The sequence below is a fragment of the Caminibacter sp. genome (assembly GCF_053999135.1).
Genome location: NZ_JBMXVQ010000098.1, coordinates 1 through 25,874 on the forward strand (window position 1 = coordinate 1; position 25,874 = coordinate 25,874).

General features: G+C 32.8%; 31 protein-coding genes and 1 tRNA gene. 9 read left to right on the top strand and 23 right to left on the bottom strand.

Features of this window, described 5'->3' with window-relative positions; translation table 11 throughout:
• Nucleotides 1-14 precede the first annotated feature (14 nt).
• A tRNA-Lys gene (locus ACXJH6_RS07525) sits at nucleotides 15-90 on the bottom strand.
• A gap of 150 nt (nucleotides 91-240) precedes the next feature.
• On the opposite strand from ACXJH6_RS07525, the gene ACXJH6_RS07530 reads away from it, so the two are divergent.
• The 7 genes from ACXJH6_RS07530 to ACXJH6_RS07560 are packed head-to-tail and all read left to right on the top strand — an operon-like array spanning nucleotide 241 to nucleotide 6,138.
• Complete coding sequence (locus tag ACXJH6_RS07530; protein ID WP_456471142.1) at nucleotides 241-1,167, top strand: AAA family ATPase; 927 nt, start codon at nucleotides 241-243, stop codon at nucleotides 1,165-1,167.
• Nucleotides 1,164-1,964 carry a DUF58 domain-containing protein gene (locus tag ACXJH6_RS07535; RefSeq protein WP_456471143.1) on the top strand — a complete coding sequence of 267 codons (801 nt, stop codon included), beginning with the start codon at nucleotides 1,164-1,166 and terminating at the stop codon, nucleotides 1,962-1,964. The genes ACXJH6_RS07530 and ACXJH6_RS07535 overlap by 4 nt, the downstream gene beginning before the upstream one ends.
• Nucleotides 1,961-2,329: a hypothetical protein gene (locus ACXJH6_RS07540; protein ID WP_456471144.1), complete on the top strand. Its 369-nt coding sequence runs from the start codon at nucleotides 1,961-1,963 to the stop codon at nucleotides 2,327-2,329. Before ACXJH6_RS07535 ends, ACXJH6_RS07540 begins: the two co-directional genes overlap by 4 nt.
• On the top strand, nucleotides 2,326-3,201 hold the full coding sequence (locus ACXJH6_RS07545; RefSeq protein ID WP_456471145.1) for a vWA domain-containing protein: 876 nt from the start codon (nucleotides 2,326-2,328) through the stop codon (nucleotides 3,199-3,201). Before ACXJH6_RS07540 ends, ACXJH6_RS07545 begins: the two co-directional genes overlap by 4 nt.
• A complete protein-coding gene (locus ACXJH6_RS07550) occupies nucleotides 3,189-3,998 on the top strand; it encodes a vWA domain-containing protein (protein ID WP_456471146.1) in 810 nt (269 codons plus the stop codon). The genes ACXJH6_RS07545 and ACXJH6_RS07550 overlap by 13 nt, the downstream gene beginning before the upstream one ends.
• A complete protein-coding gene (locus tag ACXJH6_RS07555) occupies nucleotides 3,995-4,741 on the top strand; it encodes a tetratricopeptide repeat protein (RefSeq protein WP_456471147.1) in 747 nt (248 codons plus the stop codon). Before ACXJH6_RS07550 ends, ACXJH6_RS07555 begins: the two co-directional genes overlap by 4 nt.
• The gene (locus ACXJH6_RS07560; protein WP_456471148.1) at nucleotides 4,741-6,138 is read left to right on the top strand and encodes a BatD family protein; all 1,398 of its coding nucleotides are present in this window, start codon (nucleotides 4,741-4,743) and stop codon (nucleotides 6,136-6,138) included. Before ACXJH6_RS07555 ends, ACXJH6_RS07560 begins: the two co-directional genes overlap by 1 nt.
• Here the strand turns inward: ACXJH6_RS07560 and ACXJH6_RS07565 are convergent.
• The 12 genes from ACXJH6_RS07565 to ACXJH6_RS07620 all read right to left on the bottom strand — a co-directional run bounded on the left by ACXJH6_RS07565 (nucleotide 6,125) and on the right by ACXJH6_RS07620 (nucleotide 16,294).
• On the bottom strand, nucleotides 6,125-6,466 hold the full coding sequence (locus tag ACXJH6_RS07565) for a hypothetical protein (protein WP_456471149.1): 342 nt from the start codon (nucleotides 6,464-6,466) through the stop codon (nucleotides 6,125-6,127). The genes ACXJH6_RS07560 and ACXJH6_RS07565 overlap by 14 nt on opposite strands.
• Nucleotides 6,463-7,389, bottom strand: a complete 927-nt coding sequence (locus tag ACXJH6_RS07570) for an NAD(P)-dependent oxidoreductase (protein WP_456471150.1) — start codon at nucleotides 7,387-7,389, stop codon at nucleotides 6,463-6,465. Before ACXJH6_RS07570 ends, ACXJH6_RS07565 begins: the two co-directional genes overlap by 4 nt.
• 78 nt (nucleotides 7,390-7,467) lie before the next feature.
• On the bottom strand, nucleotides 7,468-7,977 hold the full coding sequence (locus ACXJH6_RS07575) for a 4Fe-4S binding protein (protein ID WP_456471151.1): 510 nt from the start codon (nucleotides 7,975-7,977) through the stop codon (nucleotides 7,468-7,470).
• Between the two features lie 9 nt (nucleotides 7,978-7,986).
• Entirely contained in the window at nucleotides 7,987-9,069 is a 1,083-nt protein-coding gene (locus ACXJH6_RS07580) for a hydrogenase large subunit (protein WP_456471152.1), read from the bottom strand.
• A 9-nt stretch (nucleotides 9,070-9,078) separates the two neighbouring features.
• Nucleotides 9,079-9,447, bottom strand: a complete 369-nt coding sequence (locus tag ACXJH6_RS07585; protein ID WP_456471153.1) for an NADH-quinone oxidoreductase subunit C — start codon at nucleotides 9,445-9,447, stop codon at nucleotides 9,079-9,081.
• A complete protein-coding gene (locus ACXJH6_RS07590; RefSeq protein ID WP_456471154.1) occupies nucleotides 9,437-9,928 on the bottom strand; it encodes an NADH-quinone oxidoreductase subunit B family protein in 492 nt (163 codons plus the stop codon). Before ACXJH6_RS07590 ends, ACXJH6_RS07585 begins: the two co-directional genes overlap by 11 nt.
• 9 nt (nucleotides 9,929-9,937) lie before the next feature.
• Entirely contained in the window at nucleotides 9,938-10,768 is an 831-nt protein-coding gene (locus tag ACXJH6_RS07595) for a complex I subunit 1 family protein (RefSeq protein WP_456471155.1), read from the bottom strand.
• A complete protein-coding gene (locus ACXJH6_RS07600) occupies nucleotides 10,765-12,612 on the bottom strand; it encodes a proton-conducting transporter transmembrane domain-containing protein (RefSeq protein ID WP_456471156.1) in 1,848 nt (615 codons plus the stop codon). Before ACXJH6_RS07600 ends, ACXJH6_RS07595 begins: the two co-directional genes overlap by 4 nt.
• A gap of 112 nt (nucleotides 12,613-12,724) precedes the next feature.
• On the bottom strand, nucleotides 12,725-13,570 hold the full coding sequence (locus ACXJH6_RS07605) for a 1-aminocyclopropane-1-carboxylate deaminase/D-cysteine desulfhydrase (RefSeq protein WP_456471157.1): 846 nt from the start codon (nucleotides 13,568-13,570) through the stop codon (nucleotides 12,725-12,727).
• Nucleotides 13,570-14,637 carry a class II fructose-bisphosphate aldolase gene (fbaA, locus tag ACXJH6_RS07610; protein ID WP_456471158.1) on the bottom strand — a complete coding sequence of 356 codons (1,068 nt, stop codon included), beginning with the start codon at nucleotides 14,635-14,637 and terminating at the stop codon, nucleotides 13,570-13,572. The genes ACXJH6_RS07605 and fbaA overlap by 1 nt, the downstream gene beginning before the upstream one ends.
• 11 nt (nucleotides 14,638-14,648) lie before the next feature.
• Nucleotides 14,649-15,524 carry a peptidyl-prolyl cis-trans isomerase gene (locus ACXJH6_RS07615; RefSeq protein WP_456471159.1) on the bottom strand — a complete coding sequence of 292 codons (876 nt, stop codon included), beginning with the start codon at nucleotides 15,522-15,524 and terminating at the stop codon, nucleotides 14,649-14,651.
• Between the two features lie 53 nt (nucleotides 15,525-15,577).
• Nucleotides 15,578-16,294, bottom strand: coding sequence for a YebC/PmpR family DNA-binding transcriptional regulator (locus ACXJH6_RS07620; protein ID WP_456471160.1), 717 nt, complete (start codon nucleotides 16,292-16,294; stop codon nucleotides 15,578-15,580).
• 69 nt (nucleotides 16,295-16,363) lie between these two features.
• Between ACXJH6_RS07620 and nth the strand changes: the two genes are divergently transcribed.
• Nucleotides 16,364-17,011 carry an endonuclease III gene (gene nth, locus ACXJH6_RS07625; RefSeq protein WP_456471161.1) on the top strand — a complete coding sequence of 216 codons (648 nt, stop codon included), beginning with the start codon at nucleotides 16,364-16,366 and terminating at the stop codon, nucleotides 17,009-17,011.
• Here nth and ACXJH6_RS07630 read toward each other — a convergent pair.
• Genes ACXJH6_RS07630 through rpoD form a run of 10 tightly spaced genes read right to left on the bottom strand, consistent with a single transcriptional unit; the run spans nucleotide 17,003 to nucleotide 25,050 of the window.
• Nucleotides 17,003-17,686: a methyltransferase domain-containing protein gene (locus ACXJH6_RS07630; RefSeq protein WP_456471162.1), complete on the bottom strand. Its 684-nt coding sequence runs from the start codon at nucleotides 17,684-17,686 to the stop codon at nucleotides 17,003-17,005. The genes nth and ACXJH6_RS07630 overlap by 9 nt on opposite strands.
• On the bottom strand, nucleotides 17,676-18,287 hold the full coding sequence (hisG, locus tag ACXJH6_RS07635; RefSeq protein WP_456471163.1) for an ATP phosphoribosyltransferase: 612 nt from the start codon (nucleotides 18,285-18,287) through the stop codon (nucleotides 17,676-17,678). Before hisG ends, ACXJH6_RS07630 begins: the two co-directional genes overlap by 11 nt.
• Nucleotides 18,284-18,886, bottom strand: coding sequence for a type III pantothenate kinase (locus ACXJH6_RS07640; RefSeq protein ID WP_456471164.1), 603 nt, complete (start codon nucleotides 18,884-18,886; stop codon nucleotides 18,284-18,286). Before ACXJH6_RS07640 ends, hisG begins: the two co-directional genes overlap by 4 nt.
• Nucleotides 18,877-19,176 (bottom strand): hypothetical protein, encoded by a 300-nt coding sequence (locus ACXJH6_RS07645; protein WP_456471165.1) that lies wholly within the window; start codon nucleotides 19,174-19,176, stop codon nucleotides 18,877-18,879. The genes ACXJH6_RS07640 and ACXJH6_RS07645 overlap by 10 nt, the downstream gene beginning before the upstream one ends.
• Nucleotides 19,176-20,003: a tyrosine-type recombinase/integrase gene (locus ACXJH6_RS07650; RefSeq protein ID WP_456471166.1), complete on the bottom strand. Its 828-nt coding sequence runs from the start codon at nucleotides 20,001-20,003 to the stop codon at nucleotides 19,176-19,178. Before ACXJH6_RS07650 ends, ACXJH6_RS07645 begins: the two co-directional genes overlap by 1 nt.
• Nucleotides 19,996-20,970, bottom strand: a complete 975-nt coding sequence (locus ACXJH6_RS07655) for a hypothetical protein (RefSeq protein WP_456471167.1) — start codon at nucleotides 20,968-20,970, stop codon at nucleotides 19,996-19,998. Before ACXJH6_RS07655 ends, ACXJH6_RS07650 begins: the two co-directional genes overlap by 8 nt.
• Nucleotides 20,967-21,524, bottom strand: a complete 558-nt coding sequence (locus tag ACXJH6_RS07660) for a tetratricopeptide repeat protein (protein WP_456471168.1) — start codon at nucleotides 21,522-21,524, stop codon at nucleotides 20,967-20,969. Before ACXJH6_RS07660 ends, ACXJH6_RS07655 begins: the two co-directional genes overlap by 4 nt.
• Nucleotides 21,524-22,435, bottom strand: a complete 912-nt coding sequence (locus ACXJH6_RS07665; RefSeq protein ID WP_456471169.1) for a tetraacyldisaccharide 4'-kinase — start codon at nucleotides 22,433-22,435, stop codon at nucleotides 21,524-21,526. Before ACXJH6_RS07665 ends, ACXJH6_RS07660 begins: the two co-directional genes overlap by 1 nt.
• Before the next feature lie 6 nt (nucleotides 22,436-22,441).
• The gene (locus ACXJH6_RS07670; protein WP_456471170.1) at nucleotides 22,442-23,233 is read right to left on the bottom strand and encodes an NAD+ synthase; all 792 of its coding nucleotides are present in this window, start codon (nucleotides 23,231-23,233) and stop codon (nucleotides 22,442-22,444) included.
• Nucleotides 23,234-23,235: 2 nt separating this feature from the next.
• Complete coding sequence (gene rpoD, locus ACXJH6_RS07675; RefSeq protein ID WP_456471171.1) at nucleotides 23,236-25,050, bottom strand: RNA polymerase sigma factor RpoD; 1,815 nt, start codon at nucleotides 25,048-25,050, stop codon at nucleotides 23,236-23,238.
• Nucleotides 25,051-25,208: 158 nt separating this feature from the next.
• Here rpoD and ACXJH6_RS07680 point away from each other — a divergent pair.
• Nucleotides 25,209-25,874 (top strand): flagellar hook-basal body protein (locus ACXJH6_RS07680; protein ID WP_456471172.1); only part of this gene is annotated, 666 nt, incomplete at its 3' end.

Genomic DNA, 25,874 nt, shown 5'->3' on the forward strand with positions numbered 1-25,874 from the left:
ACGATGGGGACAGATGGTGACCCGTGCTGGATTCGAACCAGCGGCCCTCTGCTTAAAAGGCAGATGCTCTACCGACTGAGCTAACGGGTCTTCTCTCACAACTCTTTGTTGTGTGGGTGAAATTATAAAGAAAAAAATTTTTTAAGTCAAGGGTTTTTGAGTCATAAAATAAAAAAAATCAATTAATTCTTAATTAATTAAAGAGTTTTATAATTTTCCAAATAATAAAAGGCCTAAGATATGGACAAAATTCAACTTATAAAAAAAGAGATACAAAAGATAATAATAGGACATGAAAAACTTATAGACTCTATGTTAATAGCGCTTTTGGCAAACGGTCATATTTTAATAGAGGGAGTACCTGGCGTTGCAAAAACAACGGCTATAAAAACACTCGCAAAGGTTTGTGATTTAGATTTTAACAGAATACAGTTTACTCCGGATTTACTGCCAAGCGACATTACCGGAGTTGAAATTTACAATCCTAAAACAAATGAATTTCAAATAAAAAAAGGTCCTATATTCGCCAACCTGGTTTTAGCGGATGAAATCAACAGGGCCCCCGCAAAAGTTCAAAGCGCTCTTTTAGAAGCAATGCAGGAAAGGCAGGTTACCATTTCAGACACCACTTTTAAACTACCCTCTCCTTTTATGGTTTTAGCCACTCAAAACCCCATCGAACAAGAAGGCACCTATCCCCTTCCGGAAGCTCAGCTGGACAGATTTATGCTAAAAGCAATAGTGGGTTATAATTCAATAGAAGAGGAAGTAAAAATTATTCATATGTTAAATTCAAAACCTGAAATAAAAACCATTTTAAACCAAGAAGAGCTTTTGGAACTTCAAAAAAAACAAAAGTTAATTCATATAGATGAAGAACTTATAAAATATATAGCCACTATAGTACACTTTACGAGAAATCCTTCTGAAGAATTAAAAGAGTATATAGAATTTGGTGCAAGTCCAAGGGCTACTATCTCCCTTGTAGAAGCCAGCAAGGCAAATGCTATGATAAAAAACAAAAATTACGTAACGCCTCTTGATATTATAGAAATAGCTCCAGAAGTATTAAGACATAGAATAATTTTAAATTATAAAGCCGAAGCGGATGAAATAACAACCGATTACGTTATTAAAAAAATATTAGAAACAATTCCTATTCCATGAAGACTTTAATTTTAAAAACGAAAAAGAAGGTTTTTGGCAGTTTAATAGGAAGACACTCTTCCGCTTTTAAAGGAAACGGATTAGATTTTAAAGAGCTTAGAGAATACGTATACGGAGAAGACGCTAAAAAAATAGATTGGAAAATAAGCGCCAAATTTCAAAAACCTTTCGTAAAAGAATTTGAAGAAGACAGAGAGCTTAACATATTAATCTGCATACTCGCCAACGGTTCTTTGCATTTCGGCTCTTACAGGCTAAAAACAGACCTTATAGCGGAAATAGTCGCTATTTTAGGATTTAGCGCAGTAAAATATGACGATAAAGCGTCTTTAATAATTTACGAAAAAAAGCCCATTTTTCATTCAAAACCTACAAAAAATATTAAATCCATACCAGTTTTAATAGAAAAAACGGCCTCTTTTGAGTACTTAAAAAAAGAATATGACTTTTCGTTTATTGACTATCTTAATAAATTTAAAAAATCCATACTATTTTTAATAGGTGATTTTTATTCCCATCCTCCTATAAAAAGACTTAAACACGAAACTTTTTTAATATGGATAAGGGACAGATTTGAAGAAAATCCTAAAGAGCTTGGAGAAATAGAACTTATAGACCCTCTAAACTTAAAAAAGATACACACCTTTTTATCAAAAGAGAGTATAAAAGAATACAAAAAAAAGATAAAAGAAAAAGATTTGGAATTTATCCGATACCTAAAAAAAGAAAAAATAAAATTTACAAAAATTTATACAAATGAAGACCCTTTTTTTAAATTAACGGAGCTGGTAAAATGAATCTTCCTTTAAAAGACATAAAACCGAATGTAGTGATAATAGACTGGCAATGGTATATGTTTCTGGTTTTTATAACCGCTATTTTTATTTTTCTAATTTTTTTAGGTTATAAACTTTATAGCAATAGAAAAAAAGATTATAAAAAAATGTTAATTAAAAAACTAACAAACCTGCCGTTTGAGGATGCTAAAAAAACGGCATATGAATTTACAACACTAGGCAGAATGTTTGTAAACGAAGAAAACGAAAAACTTTTTGAGGAAATCGAAAAAGAACTTGAAAAATATAAATACAGACCTCAAGTCCCTCCGTTAGATAAAGAAATAAAAGAAAAAATAGAAAAATTCATAAGGACCTTAAAGTGACCTGGTCATTTGAGCATCCTTTTGCGTTATTCATTATAATAATGTTTTTAATATGTAAAATATTATGTCCTCCCAAAACGGAAGGAATAATATTTCCAAACGCTGATTTTTTCTCAAACATAAAACACAGATTTTCCCTGCTTGAAACACTTATCATAATTTTAGTATCAATATCTCTGGCTTCCCCTATTAAAAGCGAAATTTTATCCAATCAACACAAAAAAGGATATGATATAGTAACTGTTTTGGATACGAGCGGTTCTATGGCCGAATTTAACAAACTTGAAAACGCAAAAGCTATTATCGCCCAATTTGCACAAAAAAGAAAAAATGACAGATTAGGACTTGTTATTTTCGGAAATATAGCCTATATCGCCTCACCCCTTACATATGACAAAAAAATTTTTAAAGAGATTCTTGAAAGGGTTTTTGTAAGTATTGCAGGAGGCAGAACAGCTATGTATGACGCTCTTTTTCTATCTTCAAATCTTTTTAAAAATTCACAGGCAAAAAATAAAATCATAATCTTGATAACGGACGGTCAGGATAATTCAAGCATTACCCCCCTTGATGTAGTCTTAAAAAAACTAAAAAAAGAGAATATAAAAGTATACACCATAGGAATAGGACCGGATGTGGATTTTCAAATACTACAGACAATATCAAAAGAAACAAACGTAAAGTTCTTTTATATAAAAAATAAAAAAGAACTTAAAAAAGTTTTCGAAACAATAAATAAACTGGAAAAATCGGATATAAAAGGGGAAGTGACAGTTTTAAAAAAATATTATTTTCAATATCCTTTATCTGCAGCTTTAATTTTATTTTTGATTTTTCTGGCTAAATACAGGAGACATATATGGAATTTTTAGCTCCTTACGCTTTTTTGGCTCTTTTGGCAATACCGTTTTTATTTTTTTTAAAAAATTCAAAACTGCCTTTTAAAAAAGAAATTTTAAATAAAATAATTATAAAATACGGATTTGACAAAAAAAAGAGATTTTACGTATTTATAATATCCTACTTTTTTTTGGTAATCGCTCTGGCAAGGCCTGTTAGCGGAATTGAAAAAACAAAATTAAGAATTTCGTCATCCGATATAATTATTCTTTTAAGCGCCGGGAGTGAAATGAAATGTCAGGATATATATCCAAACAGATTTGAAGCGGCAGTGGAAAAACTTAAGAGTCTTTTTAAAAAACTAAATTATCAAAACATCGCTCTTTTACTTGTCAAAGAAAAACCTTATTTAATTTCCCCTCCGAGTACTGATTATAATTCGATAATATACCTTTTAAAACACGTCAATAAACAAAACCTTTTTAAAGAAAAAGCCAACTTTCAAAAAGCTTTCAGAGCCGCCCAAAAACTTGCAAAACACCCAATAATCGTTACTATATCCGATAGAGGGTTTGAAAATGCAGACATATCTTATATAACAGCATTAAAACCATGTAAAACAGTAAATGGAATTTCTATTCCTCAAAAAAACGGAATAGTATTTACCTATTCATCAAAAGATATAGACCAGATATCAAAAAAAATACAAAAAATAAGCAAATCCAAAGAAATTACCATAACAAATCAAAAGGAACTGTTTTATTATCCTTTGGCTTTTGGTATTTTGCTCTTTTTTATAGGCAGTTTTTCGTTAAGGAGAAAAAATTGAAATATTTAATTATTTTTATTTTTATTCCTCTTTTCGCTTTTGAATATTTTCATATAAAAAAAGCTGACGAATATTTTAAAAACAAAGAATATATAAAAGCGGCCAAAGAATATTTAAAAATAAAATCCGATAAAGGCATTTTTAATGCCGCAAACAGTTATTATAAAGCAAAACAATATGAAAAAGCAATAGAGTTATATTCGAAAATAAAAGACCCGACACTGAGATTTTCTAAACTTTACAATATGGCAAACGCATACGCTTATATGAAAAATTATGAAAAAGCCATAAAACTTTATAAAGAAGCCCTTAAAATAAAAAAAGACAAAGACGCATTATATAATTTAAAACTACTTGAACGACTTTTAAAAAAACAAAAGCAAAAACAAAAAGAAAATAAAAAAAGAAAAAACTCAAATAAAGAAAAAAAACAGCAAAACAACAAAGAAAAATCCCAAAAAAAACAGCAAAAAGAGAAACAAAAAAAACCTGCCGATAAAAAAAACGAAGACAAAATAAAACAGTCAAATAAGAAAAAAAAACAACACAAACATTCAAACAAAAAAAAGCAAAAGCCTTTACAAAACAAAACACCGTATAAAGAAAAATTAAAAAAATTCAAATCCCAGCCTGCAATAAAAAAAGAATCTAATAAAACAAAAGACATACGACTTAAATTTTATAAAAAACAGCTTGAAAATCTAAATTTTAATACACTTATGATACCACTAAGGAGCGAATAATGAAAAAACTTTTACTGTTGATGCCTATGTTTATTTTTGCGGCCGTTGTAAATTTAAAGGTAAACAAAACAAATTTAAATACAAACGAAGAGCTTATAATCACAATAACCGCTAAAGGAAAAAATATAGAATTCCCGAATATGTCCAATATAGCGGGATTTAATGTAATAGGTACCTCAACTACAAACAATATAACGATAATAAACGGAGAAATGCAAGAAAGCGTTTCAAAAACTTTTATAATTATCCCTACAAAAAGCTTTACCCTGCCCCCTTTTAAAATTATCGTAGACGGAAAAACCTATAAAACAAAACCTGTAAAAATTACCGTTACCGAACCAAAACAGACAAAAGGCGATTTTGAAATAGATTTAAACGTTTCAAAAAAAGAACTTTTCATTGGGGAAAACGCAATATTAACATTAAAATTTATTCAGAAAAAACCGGCTGATTCCATAAGAATACAAAAACCTGAAATTCCAAATTTTATAGTCAAAAACATTGCTCAAAAAAGCATTCAAAACGGAGTAATATACAAATTTTTGATAATTCCTCAAAAAACAGGTGAATATAAAATAGGACCGATAACCGCCCAAATAGGTAAAATCGTAAAAACAAACCCGTTCAACGACCCGTTTTTTAATATTTCAAGCATCAGATACACCCCTATATATTCAAATTCCGTAATGCTAAAAGTAAAATCAATTCCTCAAAACAGCGTTTTTGGAGATTTTCATATAAATATAAAAGCTAAAAAAGAGGTAAAAGCAAACGAACCCAATAAAGCCGTCTTAACGCTTAAAGGATGCGGAGACTTTTATAACCTTCCCGATTTTAATTTAAACATACCAAACGCAACCGTATATAAAGAAAAACCGAAAATAAAAACTTTTATAAAAAATGAAAACCTATGCGGAGAGTTAAAAGAAGAATTTACAATAATAGCAGACAGTAATTACACCATTTCCCCATTATCCCTAAAAGAATTCAACGGCAGCGTTACCAAAACAATTTCAACAAAACCCATAAAAGTTTACGTTAAAAACCCACACCCTCAGAAAATCTCTCCTGTTAACAAAACCGATAATAAACCAAATACAAAACCCCTCTCATCGGATAAGAATGTTTTATATATAATTTTAGCCCTCACAGGCGGCATAGCGGTAGGAGTGTTTAGCACTTTGCTCATTTTAAGAAAAAAAAGAAAAGAACCAACCCTGATAACTAAAATAAAAAAAGCTTCTCAAAAAGAGCTTTTTAATCTTTTAATACCTTACGGAGAACATCCTGAAATTAAAAAAACTCTTACTAAACTTGAAGAAAATATCTATAAAAACGCCAACCATAAAATAGACAAAAAGAAGATTATAAAAATAATAAAATCTATTTCAGATTAAGCCACTCTTCTTTTTTTGGCTGAAACTCTTCCATAATCTGCTGTGTTTTATGACATTTTGTACAGGTTTTTAACTTTTGATGGTCGGGAATTGGGGTATTTATGAGTTTTTCCCTGCTGTGACACTCAAAACAGTCCGCTCCGCATTTATCGGATGCTTTTGAGGGATGGGATTTATGACATTTTGTACAGTCTTTTAAAAAAGCATGCTCTTTATAATATTTATTATGAGAATTATAAAGGTTTTTTAATTTAGGGTGACAAACAATACAGTCGCTCTCACACGAAAAAGCTATAACCGCACTTAAAAACAGTATAGTTTTTTTCATCTGCAGCCTTTATAATTTTTGATACACTCCTCTTTTAAACAGTGTCTTGGCGTTTTTCCGCTTAGAAAATCAAACAGATTATCAAGGGAAATTTGCATAATTCTTCTTAGGGCTTCTTTTGTATAATAAGCCATATGAGGGGTTGCAATAATATTTTCTTTTTTTGCCAAATCCCAATCGGGCAGCACGTCAGCGGCTATTATCCCATCAAATTTTTCGTAAACTTCGCGGCTTATAATCTCGGCCCTCGCGGGATTTATTATTATTTTTCCTCTTAAATGTTTTATATTTTCACAATTTATAAGATTTTTTGTCTGAGGCGTTAAAGGCAGGGCAATAAACAAAAAATCACTGTTTTCAAGCACTTCTTCCAATACCGGCGTCTGCTTTACATCCAACTCTTTTTTATGTCTGCTAAAACCTATAACGTTTGCCCCAAAACCTTTTGCTATTTTTACAATCTGAGTCCCAATTGTACCAAGCCCTAAAACCCCGATGGTTTTGCCTTCTATTTCGATTCCCTTTAAATCCTTGTAAAAAAGATTGCCTTCTTTTACCCTGTTAATAGCGATATAAAGTTTTCTTATAGCTTCAAGCAACAGTCCAAAAGAAAATTCCCCAACGGCAGGTCCCGCATAGCCCTGGACATTGCTTACGACTATTCCCCTTTTATAACATTCTACCAAATCGATATGGTCATATCCGGTTGAGCGCGTTTGAATATATTTGAGATTTGGCAGTTTATCAAGTATTTCAGCAGTAATTTTTGAGTTTATAAAAACAGATATTGCCTCATAATCGGCAGGCAGTTTATGTTCATTTACCGTTTCTTCAAAAAAATAAACTTCGGCATCAATATTTTTTAAATTTTTCTCAAAAAACTCTTTTTCTTCTTCTTTAATTTCAAAAAAAGCTATTTTCATCTTTCCCCTCCTTGAATAATTATTCATTATTATACATTTAAAAAGAGGGGAAAGTCAATCACTTTTTATTCAGTACCTTTATTCAGTGCTCTCTTTTGCCCTAGCCGCAGCTTTTTTTGCTCTTTGAGCTTTTTTATAAGCTTTATATTCCTCTTTCGTTTTAATATTAAGTTCTTCTATCTCTCTCCATTTTATTTCAACTTCTTTTGGGTTATCAATTTTATTAATAAAGTATCCCAGTTCTTTCCCCTTTGGAACATTTCTGCCAAGCGGCGGAGTTCTTGTTTCCACCTGTACCAGACATCCTTCATCCGCTTTAGGACACTCCCTTACACACGCACCGCAGTAAATACAAAGATAAGGATTATAGTTATACTCTTTTTTACCGCTTTCATAATCCACTACAACAAATTTAATCGCACCCGGAGGACAGATATTTTCGCATTTATCACAAAAAATACAAAGCTCTTCATTATAATGAATTGTCCCTCTATAACCTTTTGGCTCAGGAGAAGGCTCAAAAGGATATTTTATTGTCTCCGGCTCACTTACTAAATTTTTAAAACTCTCAAGTAACATTTTAAGCATATCTACCTCCTATCTTGCCGTACAGCTCATACACGGGTCAAAGCTTAGCACTATCGCCTGAGCATCCGAATATTTAGCACCTAAAAAAAGCTCTTTTAAAATAGGAATGTTTGCATATGTCGGCACTCTGATTCTAACTCTATCCATTACTTTCTTTTTAGAAGCTTTTAAATAATAAAAACACTCTCCCCTTGGAGCTTCAACCCTTACTACAACCTCCCCATCGGGTCTTCCTTTTACTTTTACCTGATGTTCGCCCTCTGGAATATTATCCAAAATATTCTCACACATTTCGATTGAATTTAACACCTCATCGAATCTCACCATATTTCTGGCCCAAACATCTCCCTCACTTCTTAACTGCATTTTATATCCCACCTCTTCAAAAGGCAGATAATCATATTCGCTTCTTACATCAGTATCAAGCCCACTAGCCCTTGCCACAGGACCTGCGGTATTGTATTTTGCAGCCATTTCTTTACTTATTACGCCAATACCTTTTGTTTTAAGACCAAAAGTATAATCACTATCGTGAAATTCCATTACTTTTAAAACATTGTCTTTTAATTTTTTTAATTTTTCCTTTGCAAATTCCACGGTTTCAAGGTCAATATCCCTGGCAACACCGCCTATGGTCTGATAATCGTACTGAACCCTGTTACCCGTAATTCTTTCAAGAACATCCATTACATCTTCCCTAATTCTAAACGTCTGCATAAAAAGATTTTCATACCCCACAACTTCGGCCACATGCCCGTTTGCCAAAAGATGAGAATGAATCCTGTCAAGTTCTACTACCAGCATTCTTAAATAGTCTATTCTTTTATTTACCTCAATTCCCATAAGTTTTTCAATTCCGTGAACAACAGCTCCCGCGTGTGTAATTGAACATAGTCCGCACACTCTTGCCGTTAAATAAGGAAGCTGATTGTATTCAAATCTGGTAATCGCCGCTTTTTCAATACCCCTGTGAACATATCCGATATGAGCTTCCACTTTTGTAATAATTTCGTTTTCCGTATCAAACAAAAAACTTATAGGCTCAGGTAAAGCTACATGCTGAGACCCAAAAGGCACTACTATTTTTCCCATTATATCTCCTTATAGTTTCGTATCGGCTCTAAGCGGCGCTTTTGGACCGTCAGGTGCGATAAATACCCCGGTTGCCGCATTTTCAACCTCAAGCCCAAAAAGGTCCGCTAACTCCCACTCAGCAAGCCAGGCACTTGGAATAACAGGAACGACAGAGGGAATAAAAGCATCATAAGAGACACCGTTTGCCCTAAATATTTTTATAATGTTTTTAGCTTTATATTTTGAAAAAAGCCAGTCAATCTGAAGCTCTCCTCCAAGGTCGGTAGCGTTTACGGTAATAAAATTCCATTCGTTTTCATCATAAAAGTCTTTAATCTTTTCTACCACATTTTCCAGCGTAACCTCTTCTATTTGCATATCGGGATTAACCATCATCTTCGACTCCTAATGTTTTAATTACGTTTTCATGGTCTTTTAAAAACTCTTTTTCTTTCGATTTTTTCTCCCAAATTTCAACAGCCTCAACCATGCCGTCAATTAAAGCCTCAACTCTCGGGGCACATCCAGGAATCCAGACATCTACGGGAATAATATTGTTTACCCCGTTTTCAACATGATAAAAGTTTCTAAAAATTCCGCCACCATGTGCACACGCTCCCATAGCCACCACCACTTTAGGCTCAGCCATTTCAAGATATAGCCTTCTTAAAACATCCTTACAGTTTTTTGTAACCGGCCCCGTTACCAATAAAATATCCGCTTGTTTAGGATTTCCCCTGTTTAACATCCCGAATCTTTCAATATCGTATCTCGGGGCAAGGGCTGAGAGTATTTCAATATCGCACCCGTTACACCCGCCTGTGTTATAATGTAAAATCCAAGGCGATTTCTTTCTAAATTTACTAAAAAATCCCATAACCTCTCCTTACTGCCACAGCGCTAATAAAATAACGTTTAACGCCGCCATAGGTATTAATACACTCCATGCAAATTTAACCATTGTTCTAAAATCAAGTCTAGCGCTTGAATTATCAAGCAGGTTTATAAATAAAAACGATAAAACTGCAAGTAAAATACCAAGCCAGTAATGACTTCCTCCAAATAAAAATACAAATGTAAACACATAAATATATTCAATCCATTTACCGGTATAAAGAGCTTCGTAAAAAGGCCCGCTGTATTCTATTTCAGGTCCGCCTATAATCTCCTGATGAGCCTCGGCCACATCAAAAGGAGATTTTTGAAGCATCATAGGAATGGTAAGCAAAAATGCAAAAAAAACTAGAGGAATTTCCAATATAGGATAACCTTCATAATTTAAAACATCTCTAATATCAAAACTTCCCACAACTAAATATAAAGCCACCACCATTAAAACCATTAAAGGCTCATAACTTATCATATGCATAAGTTCCCTTAACGCCCCAAGCACCGAATACGGACTTCTGACACTGCTAGCCCCTATTACCAACGCAAGAACCGCTATTACATGAAAAAAGACCGCTATTAAAAGGTCGTTTCCAAGCAGTAAAACGGCTAATGCAAACCACTCGGCTATAAAATACATAATTCCCATAAGAGCATGTAAAGAGTGAATCATAATAGGTCTTTTATCCATAAGCTTAAAAAAATCATAAAACGGCTGAAGAAGCGGAGGCCCTACTCTTTTTTGCATTCTAGCTTTTACAACCCTCTCAATTCCATAAACAACTCCTCCAATCAAAGGGGCTAAAACAGTCAAAATTACATTTATCATAATAAACCTCCTCCAAGAACTACAACCATAATAAATAAAGCTATACTAAATGCTACAAAATATCCCTCATATCTGGCAATACATTCAAAATTCCATGTCTCCATATGCCTTGGAAAAACTTCACCGCAGTTATAAGGATGAACGACATCCGCTTTAAATTTTACAAAATAAGGCAATGCGTGAATTAAGAAAATAAGAATTAAAGCCCCTAAAATCTGCCAAAAATACAGTGTCGAATTATACATATGAAGAGTAAGTCCTGTGGCATAAATATCAGCCTTTCCGGCTATAGAAGCTGCTATAGGTACCACAAAATCGGCAATAAAAGGAGCTATAAAAATAGTCATTGTCAAAAGCCATACGTAATACCATACAGATACGAAATTAAATGTAGCAGGTAATTTCACAAAATTAATTTTTTCAATTCCATGAGCTTTTCTTACGCTGATTCCCAAAACTTTCATATACAAAATACTTAAAAAAGCACTTCCAGCACCGACATAAATAATAAGCAATATATAACTTCCATGTTGCAAAAAGTTGCTAACCTCTTCTATCATCATCCATTTACCGATAAATGTACCAAAAGGCACAAACGTCATATTTAAAAATCCGAAAAATATAAACATAAGAGTAAGAGGCGCTCTTTCGATAAGTCTTCTCATCTGATTTATATACTTAACATGGAACACTTTTTCCAAAACACCCGCTTCCACAAATAAAAACCCTTTGGCAAACGCATGGAAAATAATTAAAACCAAGCTTGCAGTTACAGCAACGGGCGTTCCTACAGCGGCTCCCAACATCATAAGCCCTAAAAGGGAAATAGTCGAATATGCAAGGATTTTTTTGAAATTATCCTGAGTTAACGCAATAACCGCAGCAACAACAAAAACATAACCGGTTGTAATTATTAAAAGTTTTGCAAGTAAAGTTCCTTTTATAATCGGAGAAATTCTTAAAATAAGATATGGAGCTATTTTTACCATTGTGGCCGAATGTAAAATAGCACTAACAGGAGTAGGTGCGACCATAGCTCCTAAAAGCCATTTATGAAACGGCATTTGAGCCCCTTTAACAAGGGCGCTAAGAGATAAAAATCCAAGAGCCGCCATAGAAATTAGAGAAGGATTTTTTAAAAGGTCCGTAAAATGATAAACACCGTTTATTTTTATAAATACCATTAAAGCCAATAAAATAGCAATTCCACCTATCTGATTCATCCATAACGCCAGATTTGAATTATTAACAGCTTCCTTATCTCCTCTAAATCCTATCATAATATAACTTGCAAGAGTAGTTGTTTCAAAAAGAGCAAAAAACCACTCTATATTGTTTACACTCACAGCAAAATTCATAACACCTAAAAACCAGACGACAATAGCCACAAAAGAATGCTTTCCTTTTTCTCCATAATCCATATATTTTGTAGCAAAAATCGCAATAGGCACACCTACTATAGCAACAATCAGATAAAACATTAAAGTAACATCGTCAATATAAAGGTTAGGAGTTAACGAATGATTCATCATTAATAAAACAATAACCAAAAAAATAAGCTGAATAGAAGCCAAAATGGCAATTAAGGAATTTTTTCTTACAATCCCCTGATAAAAGAAATAAGCAAGTAATCCAAAATCATACACCGTAATCAGCAAATCCACCCATTTAGGCGTTTCAATAAGCACGGGATGCGGCTGAATATACGCCAAATATGCAATAATACTTAACAATGGCAACATCAAAAACGTAAGGACGTTGGTAACAACATCTTTTTTCGCCAGATATATAATCAAAGCGGCAATCCATGGCAAAACGATATTTAAAGTAACAAGGGCTCCCATAACCTCTCCTTTTGCTTTATATTAAAATAATACCAAAATGAATATTCATTTACAATTAATATAAGAAAAAATTATGAACATTGCTCCAAAATTTTACATTTTTAAAAAAAATTTAATATCCGAATTTTCTTTTATACCTTTTTACCATGGAAATATTTCCTAAAACACCGCCCTGATGAATATAAAGAATATTTTGAAGATTATGATAAAGAAGAGTTTCCCATCCTATAGCATCATAAAGCAAATCAAACTCAATTCCCGCATTTTTAAGTTCAAGCCATACATCATATAAATTTTTATAAAGTTTACCGAAATAATATTTTCTTTTAGGCTCTACAATAGCAGGTATTTTACCTCCCCCTAAAAAACTCCACTGCTTTTTGAGATATTCACTATCCCCCACGCACGGAACAGTAATAACCTCGACATCCAAATGTTTTGAGAGAAAATAAGCCGTAGTGCCGGTACCGCTTGGTAAAAATACTTTTAAGTTATGTTTTATACAGTATTCATTTATTTCATCCGCCAAAATTTTTATCCCCTCTTCGCTCTCTTTTATTCTGCCGCCTTCTTCTATAATCAACGTATTTTTATCTTTTAACCCTAAAACAAACTCTCTTAACTTATCTCCTCTTAAATCACTCTCTACTATTTTAATACCGTTTTTTAACGCTTCAAAATAATTTCCGTGAGGATTTTGTTTTAAAAAAGAAGGTATATGATTGGTATAATAAATAAATTCCCACCCTTTAATTTTACACAGCTTACTTAAAGAATACATAGCGTTTGACTGATTTGACCCAAAAGATATCACTCTTTTTATTTCAGGAAAATCTCGTTTTAAAAAATAATAAAATTTTCTGGCTTTATTACCTTCAAAAGGTTTTAACAAATCATCTCTTTTTATATGATAGAAGTTTTGTTTAAAGATAAAAGGAGTAATGGGAGAAGAGAGCATTAAATAGCTCTTAAATCTTTATAAGCCTTAATAACCCTTTCTTTCATAGATTTTTCACCCTCTCTTAACCATTTTCTAGGGTCATAGTATTTTTTGTTAGGTTTATCTTCGCCTTCAGGATTTCCAATCTGACTTTGTAAATAATCCCAATATTTTTGAATATAAGCTTTTACACCGCTCCAAAAAGCCCACTGAGTATCCGTATCGATATTCATTTTAACAACACCGTAATCAATTGCTTCGTGAATTTTGCTAAGCTCACTTCCGCTTCCTCCGTGAAATACGAATCTAATTGGTTTTTCATCTTTTAGCCCGAATTTTTCTCTTACGTATTCCTGAGAATTTTTAAGAATAACAGGTTCAAGTTTAACTTTTCCAGGTTTATATACTCCATGAACATTACCGAAACTTGCGGCAATCATAAATAAATCGCTAACTTCGCTAAGTTCTTTATAAGCATATGCAACATCTTCAGGCTGAGTATAAAGTCTTGAATTATCAATTCCTGTATTATCGACACCGTCTTCTTCACCTCCGGTTACACCGAGTTCTATTTCAAGCATAATGTCAAGCGCGCTTAGTTTTTTTAAGTACTCTTTACATGTCTGCACGTTTTGCTCAAGAGGTTCTTCGCTCAAATCAAGCATATGAGAACTAAACAGAGGTCTTCCGTATTTTTCTTTATGTTTTGCATTTGCCTCAATAAGACCGTCAATCCAAGGAAGCAGTTTTCTTGCAGCATGGTCTGTGTGAAGTATTACGGGAATTCCATACGCTTCAGCCAGGGTATGAACATGTTTAGCTCCTGCAATAGCACCTAAAATCGCAGCTTTTTGCCCTTCGTTATCAAGACCTTTTCCCGCCCAAAAATGAGCTCCTCCGTTACTAAACTGAATAATAACAGGCATATTAACATCACGAGCGGCTTCCATAACAGCATTTACGGAATTTGTTCCCACAACGTTAATAGCCGGAAGGGCAAACCCATGTTCTTTTGCGTAATCCAAAACTTTTGCCGCTTCACTTCCTGTTAAAACTCCCGGTTTAACCAAGTCCATAATACCCATATCTCTCCTCCTTAATTTTTAGGAATAGAATAGCTGACTTTTGAAGAGTTTTTAATCTTTTGAAGTTCTTTTTGTAACTTAACTCTTTTTAAATATTCTATTATCTGAGGTTTTACCTGCTCAAACGGCATATAATTGTTATCTTTTTTACCTTCAACTAAAATAATATGATAACCGAATCTTGTTTTTACAGGTTTTAAAGTCATTTCTCCAGGTTTCATATTTTTAACGGCTTCTGCAAATGCAGGCACCATCTGTTTAGGGTCAAACCATCCAAGTTCCCCGCCCTGAACTTTACTAGGTCCGATTGAATATTTTTTAGCAAGCTCTGCAAATTTTTCTTCAAGAGCTTTTCCTTTTAAACCTTTTAATTCGTTAATCAGTTTTTCAGCAGTTTTTTCATCTTTTACCAGAATATGTCTAGCTTTTACCTGAGGAGTGGTTTTAAAGTAGATATCTTTGTTTTCTTCATAAAATTTCTTAGCTTCCGCATCGCTTACTTTAATTTGATTAAGTCTGTTTTTAAGCCACATATCAACGGCAAGTTTCATTTTTGCAGCTTTAAACTGAGGCGTATTTTCGATTGATTTTGCTTTTTTGTAAATTTCAAGCGTTTCAACATACTGTTTTACAAACTGACTTACGTGTTTTGCCGGAAGGTCTTGAAGTCTGATTCTGTTATCTCCGGTTATTCCCTGAAGATAATAGTTAATTTCTTTTACCGTAATTTTTTTACCGTCAACCGTTGCAAGTACCGTATTATCCGTCAATCCCTTCATAGGCTGACCGAGCATTCCCGCATTGCCTTTCATCTGTCCGCCCATCATTCCAGGAAACGCAAAAAGCGCTCCAGCCGTAACTAAACTACCTATTATAATTTTTTTCATTGTATCTCCTTAATTTTTTATATTATAAAGTGTATTTATAAACTTAAAGTTAATTATGCCATATTATGGATAACGTTTTGAACATCATCTATATCTTCTAAAACTTCTATAAGCCTTTCCACTTTTTCAGCGGTTTCATCATCTACCTCACTCTCGTTAATGGCAACGAGCTGAACGTTACTTTCAAGAATTTCTATACCATCGATAGCATTAACCGCTTCTAAAACGGCATTAAAATCTTCAGGAGAAGATTCTATAACCAATACTTCGTCAAGTTCTTTTATATCTTCGGCTCCCGCTTCTATAGCGCTTTCCATAACCTGCTCGTCTTTATCGCTTCTGTTTACTACGATAACACCTTTTTTTTCAAACATCCAAGCAACGCTTCCGCTGGTACCAAGGCTTCCTCCCGCTTTTTTAAAAGCGTGTCTTATTTCCGCTACCGTTCTGTTTTTGTTATCAGTTAAACATTCAACCATAATAGCGACTCCGCCAGGTCCATAGCCTTCGTATGTTACTTCGCTTAACACAACTCCGTCAAGATTGCCGGTAGCTTTATCTATAGCTCTTTGAATATTGCTCATAGGCATAGAATCGGCTTTTGCCCTGTCAATTGCAAGACGAAGAGCCGGGTTATTGTCGGGATTACCGCCCCCCTGTCTTGCAGCCGTCATAATGGCTCTTACGTGTTTTGTGAAAATTTTTGATTTTTTAGCGTCTTCTTTTGCTTTTATATGTTTTACTTTAGACCACTTATTATGTCCAGCCATACATCTCCTTTGCTAAAATATTTGTTATTATAGCATTTTAAGAGACAAAAAATTAAAAAAAGGGAAAAAATGGTATTAAGAACGCCTGAAGAACTTGAAGAGATAAAAAAAAGATTTTTAGAGCATTATAAAGGTTCTAAAACCGAACTTAACTATCATAATGATTATGAGCTTTTAGTTGCAATAATTTTATCCGCTCAATGTACGGATAAAAGAGTAAATATGGTAACTCCCGAACTTTTTAAAAAATATCCCGATATAGAAAGTTTGGCATGCGCAGAAGTGGAAGACGTAAAAGAAATTATCAAATCCTGCAACTTTTTTAACAACAAAGCCAAAAACCTTGTAGCCATGGCAAAAATGGTAAAAGAAAAACATGGCGGTAAAATACCAAGGGACCATAAAGAACTTATAAAACTTCCAGGAGTCGGAAACAAAACGGCAAACGTATTTTTAATAGAAATGGAAGGTCAAAACAGAATGGCCGTAGATACTCATGTATTTAGAGTTTCACACAGGCTGGGTATTACAGATGCCAAAACCGTAGAAGAAACCGAAAAAGATTTAACAGAGGCTTTTAAAACCGATTTGAACGAACTTCATCAGGCTTTTGTACTGTTTGGAAGATACATATGTACGGCTAAAAACCCAAAATGCGAAAAATGTTTCGTAACCGACTTTTGTGTAAGCAAGGAAAACTTTAAACCTTCAAGATAACTTTTCCATAACTATTATAAGTTTTTCCGCCTCTTCACTTCCATAAAGAGAGATGGGAATAATCTCTTTTAATTTCATTCCGCTTATTTTTTCTATATCTTCTATTGAGTGATAGTATTGAATAATACTTTTTTGATGCTTTTCATAACACTTTTTATCTTTTTTTTCAAACAGCGTAATTTCCGTAATAAGTTTATTATTTTCAAATTCGCTGTAAAGAACGGAAAATCTGTTTTTATCTTCGGCTTTAAGAGTACCGATTGCCAGCTCCTCCATGGCATAAAGGGTATTTATATCAAAAACAAAATATTTTTCTATTCTTTCTTTTACACATTCAAAAAACTTTTTAAGCCCGTTTTGGTCCATATAATTAATCACGTCAAACACGGCTGTTGCGCTTTGAAATGTTTTATTAAATTCACAAATATCTTTATCGTAACACTTGCAACCCTTTTTAAGAGCCTTTTTTACCTGATTTTTACTCAAATCTATACCTTCAACCTCAAATCCCTCTTTTTGGGCAATCACACAAAACTCCCCGCTGCCGCATCCTATATCTAAAAAATTTTTTACTTTTAATTCTTTTAACACCTCGATAAACTTATACCACAACATATAAGCCGCTTCTTTATCCAAAAAAAGCTCTTCAACTTTTGCGTATAACTCAAGCCCCATGAACTTCCTTTATTTTTTCCACAAGCTCCAGTATTTGAGGCTTTTTAGTTAAAAAAGAGTTTTTATTGGCAATAAGTCTGGCAGAAGAGTGTAAAATGACCTCTTTTTCTTCAAGCCCGTTTTCTCTTAAAGTGCTACCTGTTTCGACTATGTCGACAATAACGTCGCTAAGACCTACAAGTGGAGCTAGTTCAATCGAACCGTTAAGTTTTATAACCTCTGCAGGGATTCCTTTTTTACTGAAATAATCTTTAGCTATATTTGCAAGTTTACTAGCAACCTTTATTTCCGTTTTATGCTTATAACTCTCATCTCCCTTAATTCCGCCTACACTTACCCTGCATTTTCCAAGTCCCAAATCCATCAGTTCCAAAACATCGCTTTTAAGTTCGGTTATAACGTCATATCCCACAACCCCTATATCAGCCGCCTGCTTTTGAACATATACCGCAACATCCCAGTTTCTGACATTCAAAAAAGTAAAACCCGCTTTTTTTAAAATAAGTTTTCTGTTTTCAAACTCAAAATCCTCATTAAAAATCTTTTTAAAAATATCCAAAACTTCTTTTGCTATTCTTCCTTTAGGTAACGCTATTGTCATAAATCTTCCTTTATCGTCTTTATCATACCTCTAAATACCAAATCTTTTATATAAACACCGTCTATAAATCTGCTTAAGAATTTCCCATCTCCACCGGTAAAATAAACTTTTTTATCTTTTTTTAATTTCTCAATCATTAAAACAATTGCCCCTATACTCCCAAAAGATACCGCCTCTTGAGTATTTTGAGGAAGTTTTCTAAAGTCCACTTCACAAAAATCAATATTTAACTTTTCTGAAATTCTACCAAAAGCATCCCTAAAAGCGGCAATTCCCGGCATGATAACACCGCCTAAATGAATGCCGTTTTGCATAATATCAATCGTAACGGCACTTCCTGCATCTACAACAACGCCGTCTCCTACGGCTTTACAGGCCATTATCCTGTCAATGCCTATTCCCGTATAAGAAGTATCAAAAATAACTTTGTCTCTCAAATTAACGGCTTTAGGATTTAACTTTTTAAACTCTTTTTCCTTATTATCATTAACGCTTATAAAAAAAACTTCGTCTTTAAATTTTTTAGGGGATTTTAAATTATAAATCCTGCCCTCTTCCCAAATATGAATATTTGTGTTTCCTATATCGGCTAATACCACAAAATCCTCCACTCTTTAAGTTCTTCTTTTGCTTTAGAACATATAGGTGAATTTAATATTAAAATCTTTTTTTTATATCTGAAATTAATTTTAGGAATTATTTCTTCTATTGTTTCTATGTCTTTTGTCAAAAACCTGCTCTTTTTTTCAAAAGCCATAATAAAACAGTATTCATTTTTTAAATTAACCCCTATATAAGCTTTAATTTTTTTTCTGGTATTAAGTTTTATCTCTTCAAGCTTTTTACAAATCACTCTGTTTTTCTGAAGTAAATCGATTATATTTTTCATTATTCCAAATCTTCAAGCGGATGATATTTTAAAACAGTATCTTTAAGATTCTCTTTTTGAATATGGGTGTAAATCTGGGTGGTATTTAAAGATGCATGTCCTAAAAGTTCCTGGACCACCCTTAAATCCGCTCCTCCTAAAACCAAAGAAGTCGCAAACGAATGCCTAAGGACATGGGGAGAGACGTTTAAATATTTTTTCGTAATATTAAAAGCGCTTATACGGCTGAGTTTTTTACAGTTCTTATTAACAAAAACATACTCACTGTTACATGGTCTTTTATGAAGATATTCGTTTAAAGCTTTTAAAGCTATTTCTGCAACAGGTACTAGTCTTTGCTTTTCTCCTTTTGCCATCTCCACCCTAACCCATCCGTCTTCAATGTCGCTAAGTTTAACATTTAAAGCTTCGCTTATTCTAAGACCCGTGGCATATAAAAACAAAATTAGCGCTTTATCCCTTAACTCAAACCATGAAGAGTTATAATTTATATGGGAGAGTGAATTTAAAATTTCTTCTTTTGTTAAAAATTTAGGAAGGTTTTGAGGTATTTTAGCCTGTTTTATTTTAAACTTTTCATCAACAAAATCCCTTTTATAAGCATAATCGAAAAAAGAGTTAATGGCGCTCAGTTTTCTGTTTAAAGAACGCTTATTATCTATACGGGACAAAAAAGAGATAACATCCGAAGCGTTTGCTTCTATAATCGGTTTTTTTAAAAATTCTTCAAACTGAACTAAATCCCTCTTATATGCGTCATAGGTATTTTTACTAACACCTTTATTGATTAAAAGATATTCCAAAAAAGCTTCTAAATATTTACTCAATAATAAAAACCTTATTATCGTTATAAATTTTACACCCTTTCATTTTTAAAGGCTCATCCGTTTGAAACTTACCCGGTTTAAAAACAAGGGTTTTAAGATTTCTGTCTATTTTAATAAGATATCCGTTTGAAGTTACCGTATAAATATATCCGTTGCATACGGTAGGGGCAAAATAATCGGCAAAATCAAGTTTAGTTTCTTTTAGTTTTTTTAAATCCGAATCAAATCTTATGATTTTTCCTCCTACGAAAAAAACATATAAATCTTTTCCGTCTGTTAATATATGTTTGATATCTCCCTCATATGAAACCAAAAAATTAGGATTAAAAAGCACAAGTTTATTAGGAGTAGCTATAAAAAGCTGATGATTTACTATCTTTAAAAAGATAATATTGTTAATAATATTATCTCCTAAAGAAATATTTCTGATAAAAGAGAGGTTATTGGCATCCACAACCGAAATATTTCCGTTTAAAAGAGGAAACAAAATCAAATCCTTATAAAAAATAGGAGAAACTCCCAAATATTTAGTCGCAAGGACAGGTTCGTTTTCTTTATAAAAAACAAGTTTCCTTTTTTCCAGGTCATACACTCCTTCTGCGTTATTTTCAAATACCACGGCTATTAAATTGTCTTTTTTATAAGCCCTGTAAACAAGATAAGGCAGTTTTATTTTTTGTTTTGAATCAAGAACTAAAAGAGTATCCCCGTTTACCGCTAAATTTTCGGAAAGCTTTTCAAATTCTCCTAAACTTGTACCGTTTTCGTCAAAATATTCCACTTTTTTATTTAAAAACCCTTTTTCTTTTTTAAATGTCAGCGCTTTATGGGTATAATCGACAAGTACCGTATCTTTTTTTTCATAAGAAAGTCTTTTTTTAATTACTTTTTGTGGCTTAAACACGTTTTTATCGGCACATCCCAAAAATAAAATTAAAGGTAAAATAAATATTAATGACTTTTTCATTTTACTATCCCGTAATGAAGTAAATATGTAGCAAGCTCTTTAAACTTGGAATCAGGCGAAATTTCGTTTGAAAGAAGTACGGCTTTGTCTCTTTTGTTTTCACTAAGATAAATTCTTATTAACGCAACTCTTACAGCGTCTTTTAAAATATGATAATTAGGATTGTTAAGATACTCTTCAAGAGATTTTGCATCTCCTTTTTGCATAGCGAGTTTATACGCTTTAAATTCTTCCAAAGCCTTGGTGGTAATATTTTGATAATCACCCTTTTGCATTAAATATAAATCATAAAGTTTTTTATTTTCCTTGACTATATTCAATGCTTCTTTATCATTTGGATTTTCCAAAAGCCTGTTTAAAGCATTATTTTCCTTTATTAACTTTGAAGTCTTATAATAATTATAAACGCTGTTACCTATAAAAACAGCCACTATTACAACCGCTATTCCTATTAAAGGCTTTTTATACTTTCTTATAAATTTTTCAAGTTTAAACACTTTGACAAGCAGCTCTTCTTCTTTTTTTATCTCTTCTTTTACTTCTTTAATATCCATTATCTGCCTTTTTCTTGAAATTTTATCAAATATTTTTCAATTTGTTTTAAAACCTCTTCTTTTACTTCTATTTTTAAATCCATAACTTTTAAATTTAAAGGAAATTTTTTAAGTTTTACAAAATCTTTTTTAGTGGTTACTATTATTTTATCTTTATAAGGCTTTAAATCTTCCCATTTATAATCATAATGGTCGGGAAAAAATTTATAATCCCCTCTCCAGTAATCCAAAAGACGATAAGGCTTGGATATTCCGCTGATTAAAATATCCCCTTTAGGCACTGTTACATCTCTTTTAAACTCTCTTTTTTCCCTCAAAACCATATCGGCATATTTTAAAGCTATTCTTGGAAATCTATATCCCCCGGCAGGCAGGGAAAAAGGGTTTTTTATTTTTTCATCTATTACTATATTCAACTTCTTAAACGGTTTATCAAACCCGTCATCCAAAATAACAAATCCGCATCCAAACTCTTTCGCTTTTAAAATTCCATCTTTTCTGTTTTCGCTGACTATTACCGTGGCATTTGTATTCTCAGCAATTTCCATAGCTTCATCACCGCTTAAATCAACGGAAGTTTTAATTTTTCCCTGTTCGCTTACAACCAAAAGACCTTTTGATTTTCTGCCATATCCTCTTAAAACAACCGCAGGCTTATAATTTTTAAAAAATTTAGCAATTTCAATGCTTAAAGGCGTTTTACCGCTGCCTCCAATTATAATATTTCCCACGCTTATAACGGGAATACCTAAATCTTCAAATCTTTTTGGAAACTTAAAATGAAGCAGCGTCATATACAAAAAAGAAAAAGGAAGAAGAAATATAATAAATGGCCAGTGATACCAATTGGGATAAAACAACATCTTTTCAAAAAAATTGTATATTTTAATTTTCCACTTTACACTTTCCATTTTAAATTAAAGCCTGATATCTCTTTCGTATAAAAAGTCATGACCTATTGTTCTGCTTTTCAATTTTGCGATTATAGGAAGTTTTCTTTTAAACTGATTTTGATATATCTTTTTTAAAACAAATTCAACCAAATCCGAATTATATTTTTTTAAAAGCTCTTCTTTTGTGGCCCTGTTATCTACAAAATCTTCCAATACCGGGTCAATTTGGGCATATGAATACCCAAGTTCCGCCTCATCGCTTTGTCCTTCCCACAAATCGGCACTTGGCGGTTTGTTGATTATACTTTCAGGCACTCCTAAATACTTGGCAAATTCAAAAATTTCCGTTTTATATAAATCTCCTATCGGATTTAAAGCACTGGCTAAATCACCATATAAAGTTCCATATCCAAGCATTAACTCACTTTTGTTGCTAGTACCTATTACAAGCGCTTCAAGTTCTGCGGATTTATCATAAAGTACAGACATTCTCATACGGGCGCTGAAATTTCCAAACCTTACTCTGTCATTAATCGGATATGCTTCTAAAAGAGGTGCTATAGAAATAATTTCATATTCTATTTTAAATTTTTCACAAAGTTCTTTTGCGTCTTTTATGCTTGACTCGCTTGAATACTGGCTTGGCAGCAAAAAAGCTTTAAAATTATTTTCTAAAGCTTTTTTGGCAAGAACGGCCACAACCGCACTGTCAATCCCGCCGCTTAAACCGCATATGCCTCTATTCAGTCCCGTTTTAGTAATTTCTTCTTTTATAAAACGAATTAAAAACTCTTCTATAAGTTTCCACTTTTTCAATTTTACCCTTCGATATAATTTTTAAGAAGCTTTCCGATATTCGGATGTCTTAGCTTTTTAATAGCGCTGCTTTCAATCTGTCTAACCCTCTCTCTTGTAACATTCAGGGCTTTTCCTATCTCTTCTAACGTTCTTTCGCTTTTATCCGGCATAAGACCGAACCTCATTTTAATTACCGCTTTTTCCCGTTCGTTTAGATTTTCAAGAATTTCTTCAATATGTTTTCTCAAATCTTCCTGAACAACTTCCTCATAAGGATTACTAAAAGTTTTATCTTCTATAAAATCACCGAATTTTCCGTCCTCTTCCTCACCCACGGGAGCTTCAAGGGATACCGGTTCTTTTGATATTTTAAGAATTTGTTTTACTTTTTCAATAGGCATTTTCATCTCTTTTGCAATCACTTCAAGAGTCGGTTCTTTTCCTTCTTCCTGAACGTGTTTTCTTATGATTTTATTTATCTGGTTAATGTTTTCAATCATATGAATAGGAATTCTAACCGTTCTTGCCTGGTCTGCTATCGCCCTACTTATTGCCTGTCTTATCCACCACGTGGCGTATGTTGAAAATTTATAACCTTTTTCAAATTCGAATTTATCAATGGCTTTCATAAGCCCTATATTTCCTTCTTGAATCAAATCAAGAAACGGAAGACCTCTGTTGGTATATTTTTTAGCTATACTTACAACAAGTCTCAGGTTGGCGCGTGCCATTTTCTCTTTTGCTTCGGTTACGATTTTTTTACCTCTTTTTAGCTGTTCTAAAATTACTTCAAGCTTTTTAGGGTCCATTCCAAACATATTTTCACTGGCTTTTTTTGCTTCTACCAGCTTTTTAATATCCATATATACGTTTACCATAGTATGTTCAGGAACCATAGCCGCAATATCCTCTTTGCTGAGTTCTGTAATTTTACTCAAAATATCTTTATGGAGTTTTCTTAGCTGCTCGTTAAATAAAGGCAGTTTATACTCTTTTTTCTTCAGTTCTTTTTCAAAATCCTTATCGCCTTTAAGCGCCGTTTCAACGGTTTTAACTATTTCGTTTATAAGTTTTGAAGTATATCCAAGTTCGTTTAAAGCCTCTTTTACTTTTTTCTTTTTGAAAGTCAGCTGTAATATCTTATGAAGCCTTTCATCTTCCGGCATAGAAGTGTCTTTAAGAACTTTATCATATTCGTCTATAACTTTTTCCCACTCTTTTTTAGCTTTTTCAAGATTTTTGAAAAGTTCGTTTATTCTTTTTTCTCTAAGGGTGATTTTTTTGTTTTTTTTACCTTCTTTTGTATCCTCGTCCTCCACTTCCTCTTCATCTACGAAATTTTTAAAAAGCTCTTTTACTCTTCTTTCCCTGTTTAAAAGGGGTTCTTTATATTTTAACACTAAATCTATTAAAAAAGGTATAGAACATATAGCATCAAGAATAATCTCTTCTCCAAGCTGAATTCTTCTAAATATCTCAACCTCTTCGTCTTTATCAAGCAGCGGGATATGGCCCATTTCTCTTAAATACATTCTAACAGGACTGTCTGAGCGGCTCCATTCAAGAAGCTCTTTGTCTTTTAAAATATCCTCTGCAAGCTCTTCTTTTTTTCTTTCACGTTCTTCTTCGTTTTTAACAACGTCTTCTAAGTTTTTAAGTTTAGCAACCTCTGCAGCAGTCATAAGTCTGATATTGTTCTCTTTTGCCAGTTCTAAAATCTCTTTTGTCTCTTTTTTAGTAGGCGCTTTAGGTAAAAAATTAACTATACTCTCATATGTAACTATTCCATTTTTATTGTCTTTAAATAATTTTACAAGCTCTTTTGGAAGTGCCATTATTTCTCCTTAAAATTTAGGTGCAGAAATTAACGTTTACTTAAACATTAATTTCAAAACCCAAATTGAAATTATACTACATTTTTTGGGAACGCTCTTTGCTTGAAAAGCATAAGCACTATTAGCTATATATTATTTTAATACAAAAGGGTTAATTTATGATTAACGGTTATTACGGCGCCACCGGGGCTATGGTTACACAGTTTAACAGACTAAACGTAATTTCAAACAACCTCGCAAATGTAAATACGGACGGTTTTAAACAAGACGATATTATAATCGGTGATTTCGAAAGAATCTTTAACGAAAAAAGAGATATTTTACCTATAGAAAATCAAACCAAACAAGCCGCAAAATGGATAAACAGAAATTTAAACAAAGTCCCTCAAATAGTTGAAGAGTATACAAATTTCGAAATAGGAAACATTCAAAAAACATCAAACCATCTTGATATTGCTTTGAGTCAAAAAAACAGTTTTTTTACCATACAAACTCCAACGGGTGAAAAAATAACAAGGGCCGGAAATTTTAATCTCGACTCTGAAGGGTATATAGTAACAAAAGAAGGATACAGACTGCTTGATACAAACAATAACTCTATAAAAATACCTCCTAGCGTAAAAAACATCAACATTGATAAAAACGCAAATATATATACCGACGGAACAAAAATAGCAACTATAAAAATAGTCAGCATAGATGACTTAAACACTTTAAAAAAAGTAGGTAATAAAATGTGGGATTTTATCCCTGGAAGTGAAAAAATAAATACTAAAAACACCACTCTTCAGGGCTTTTTGGAAAAATCAAACGTAAATCCCGTA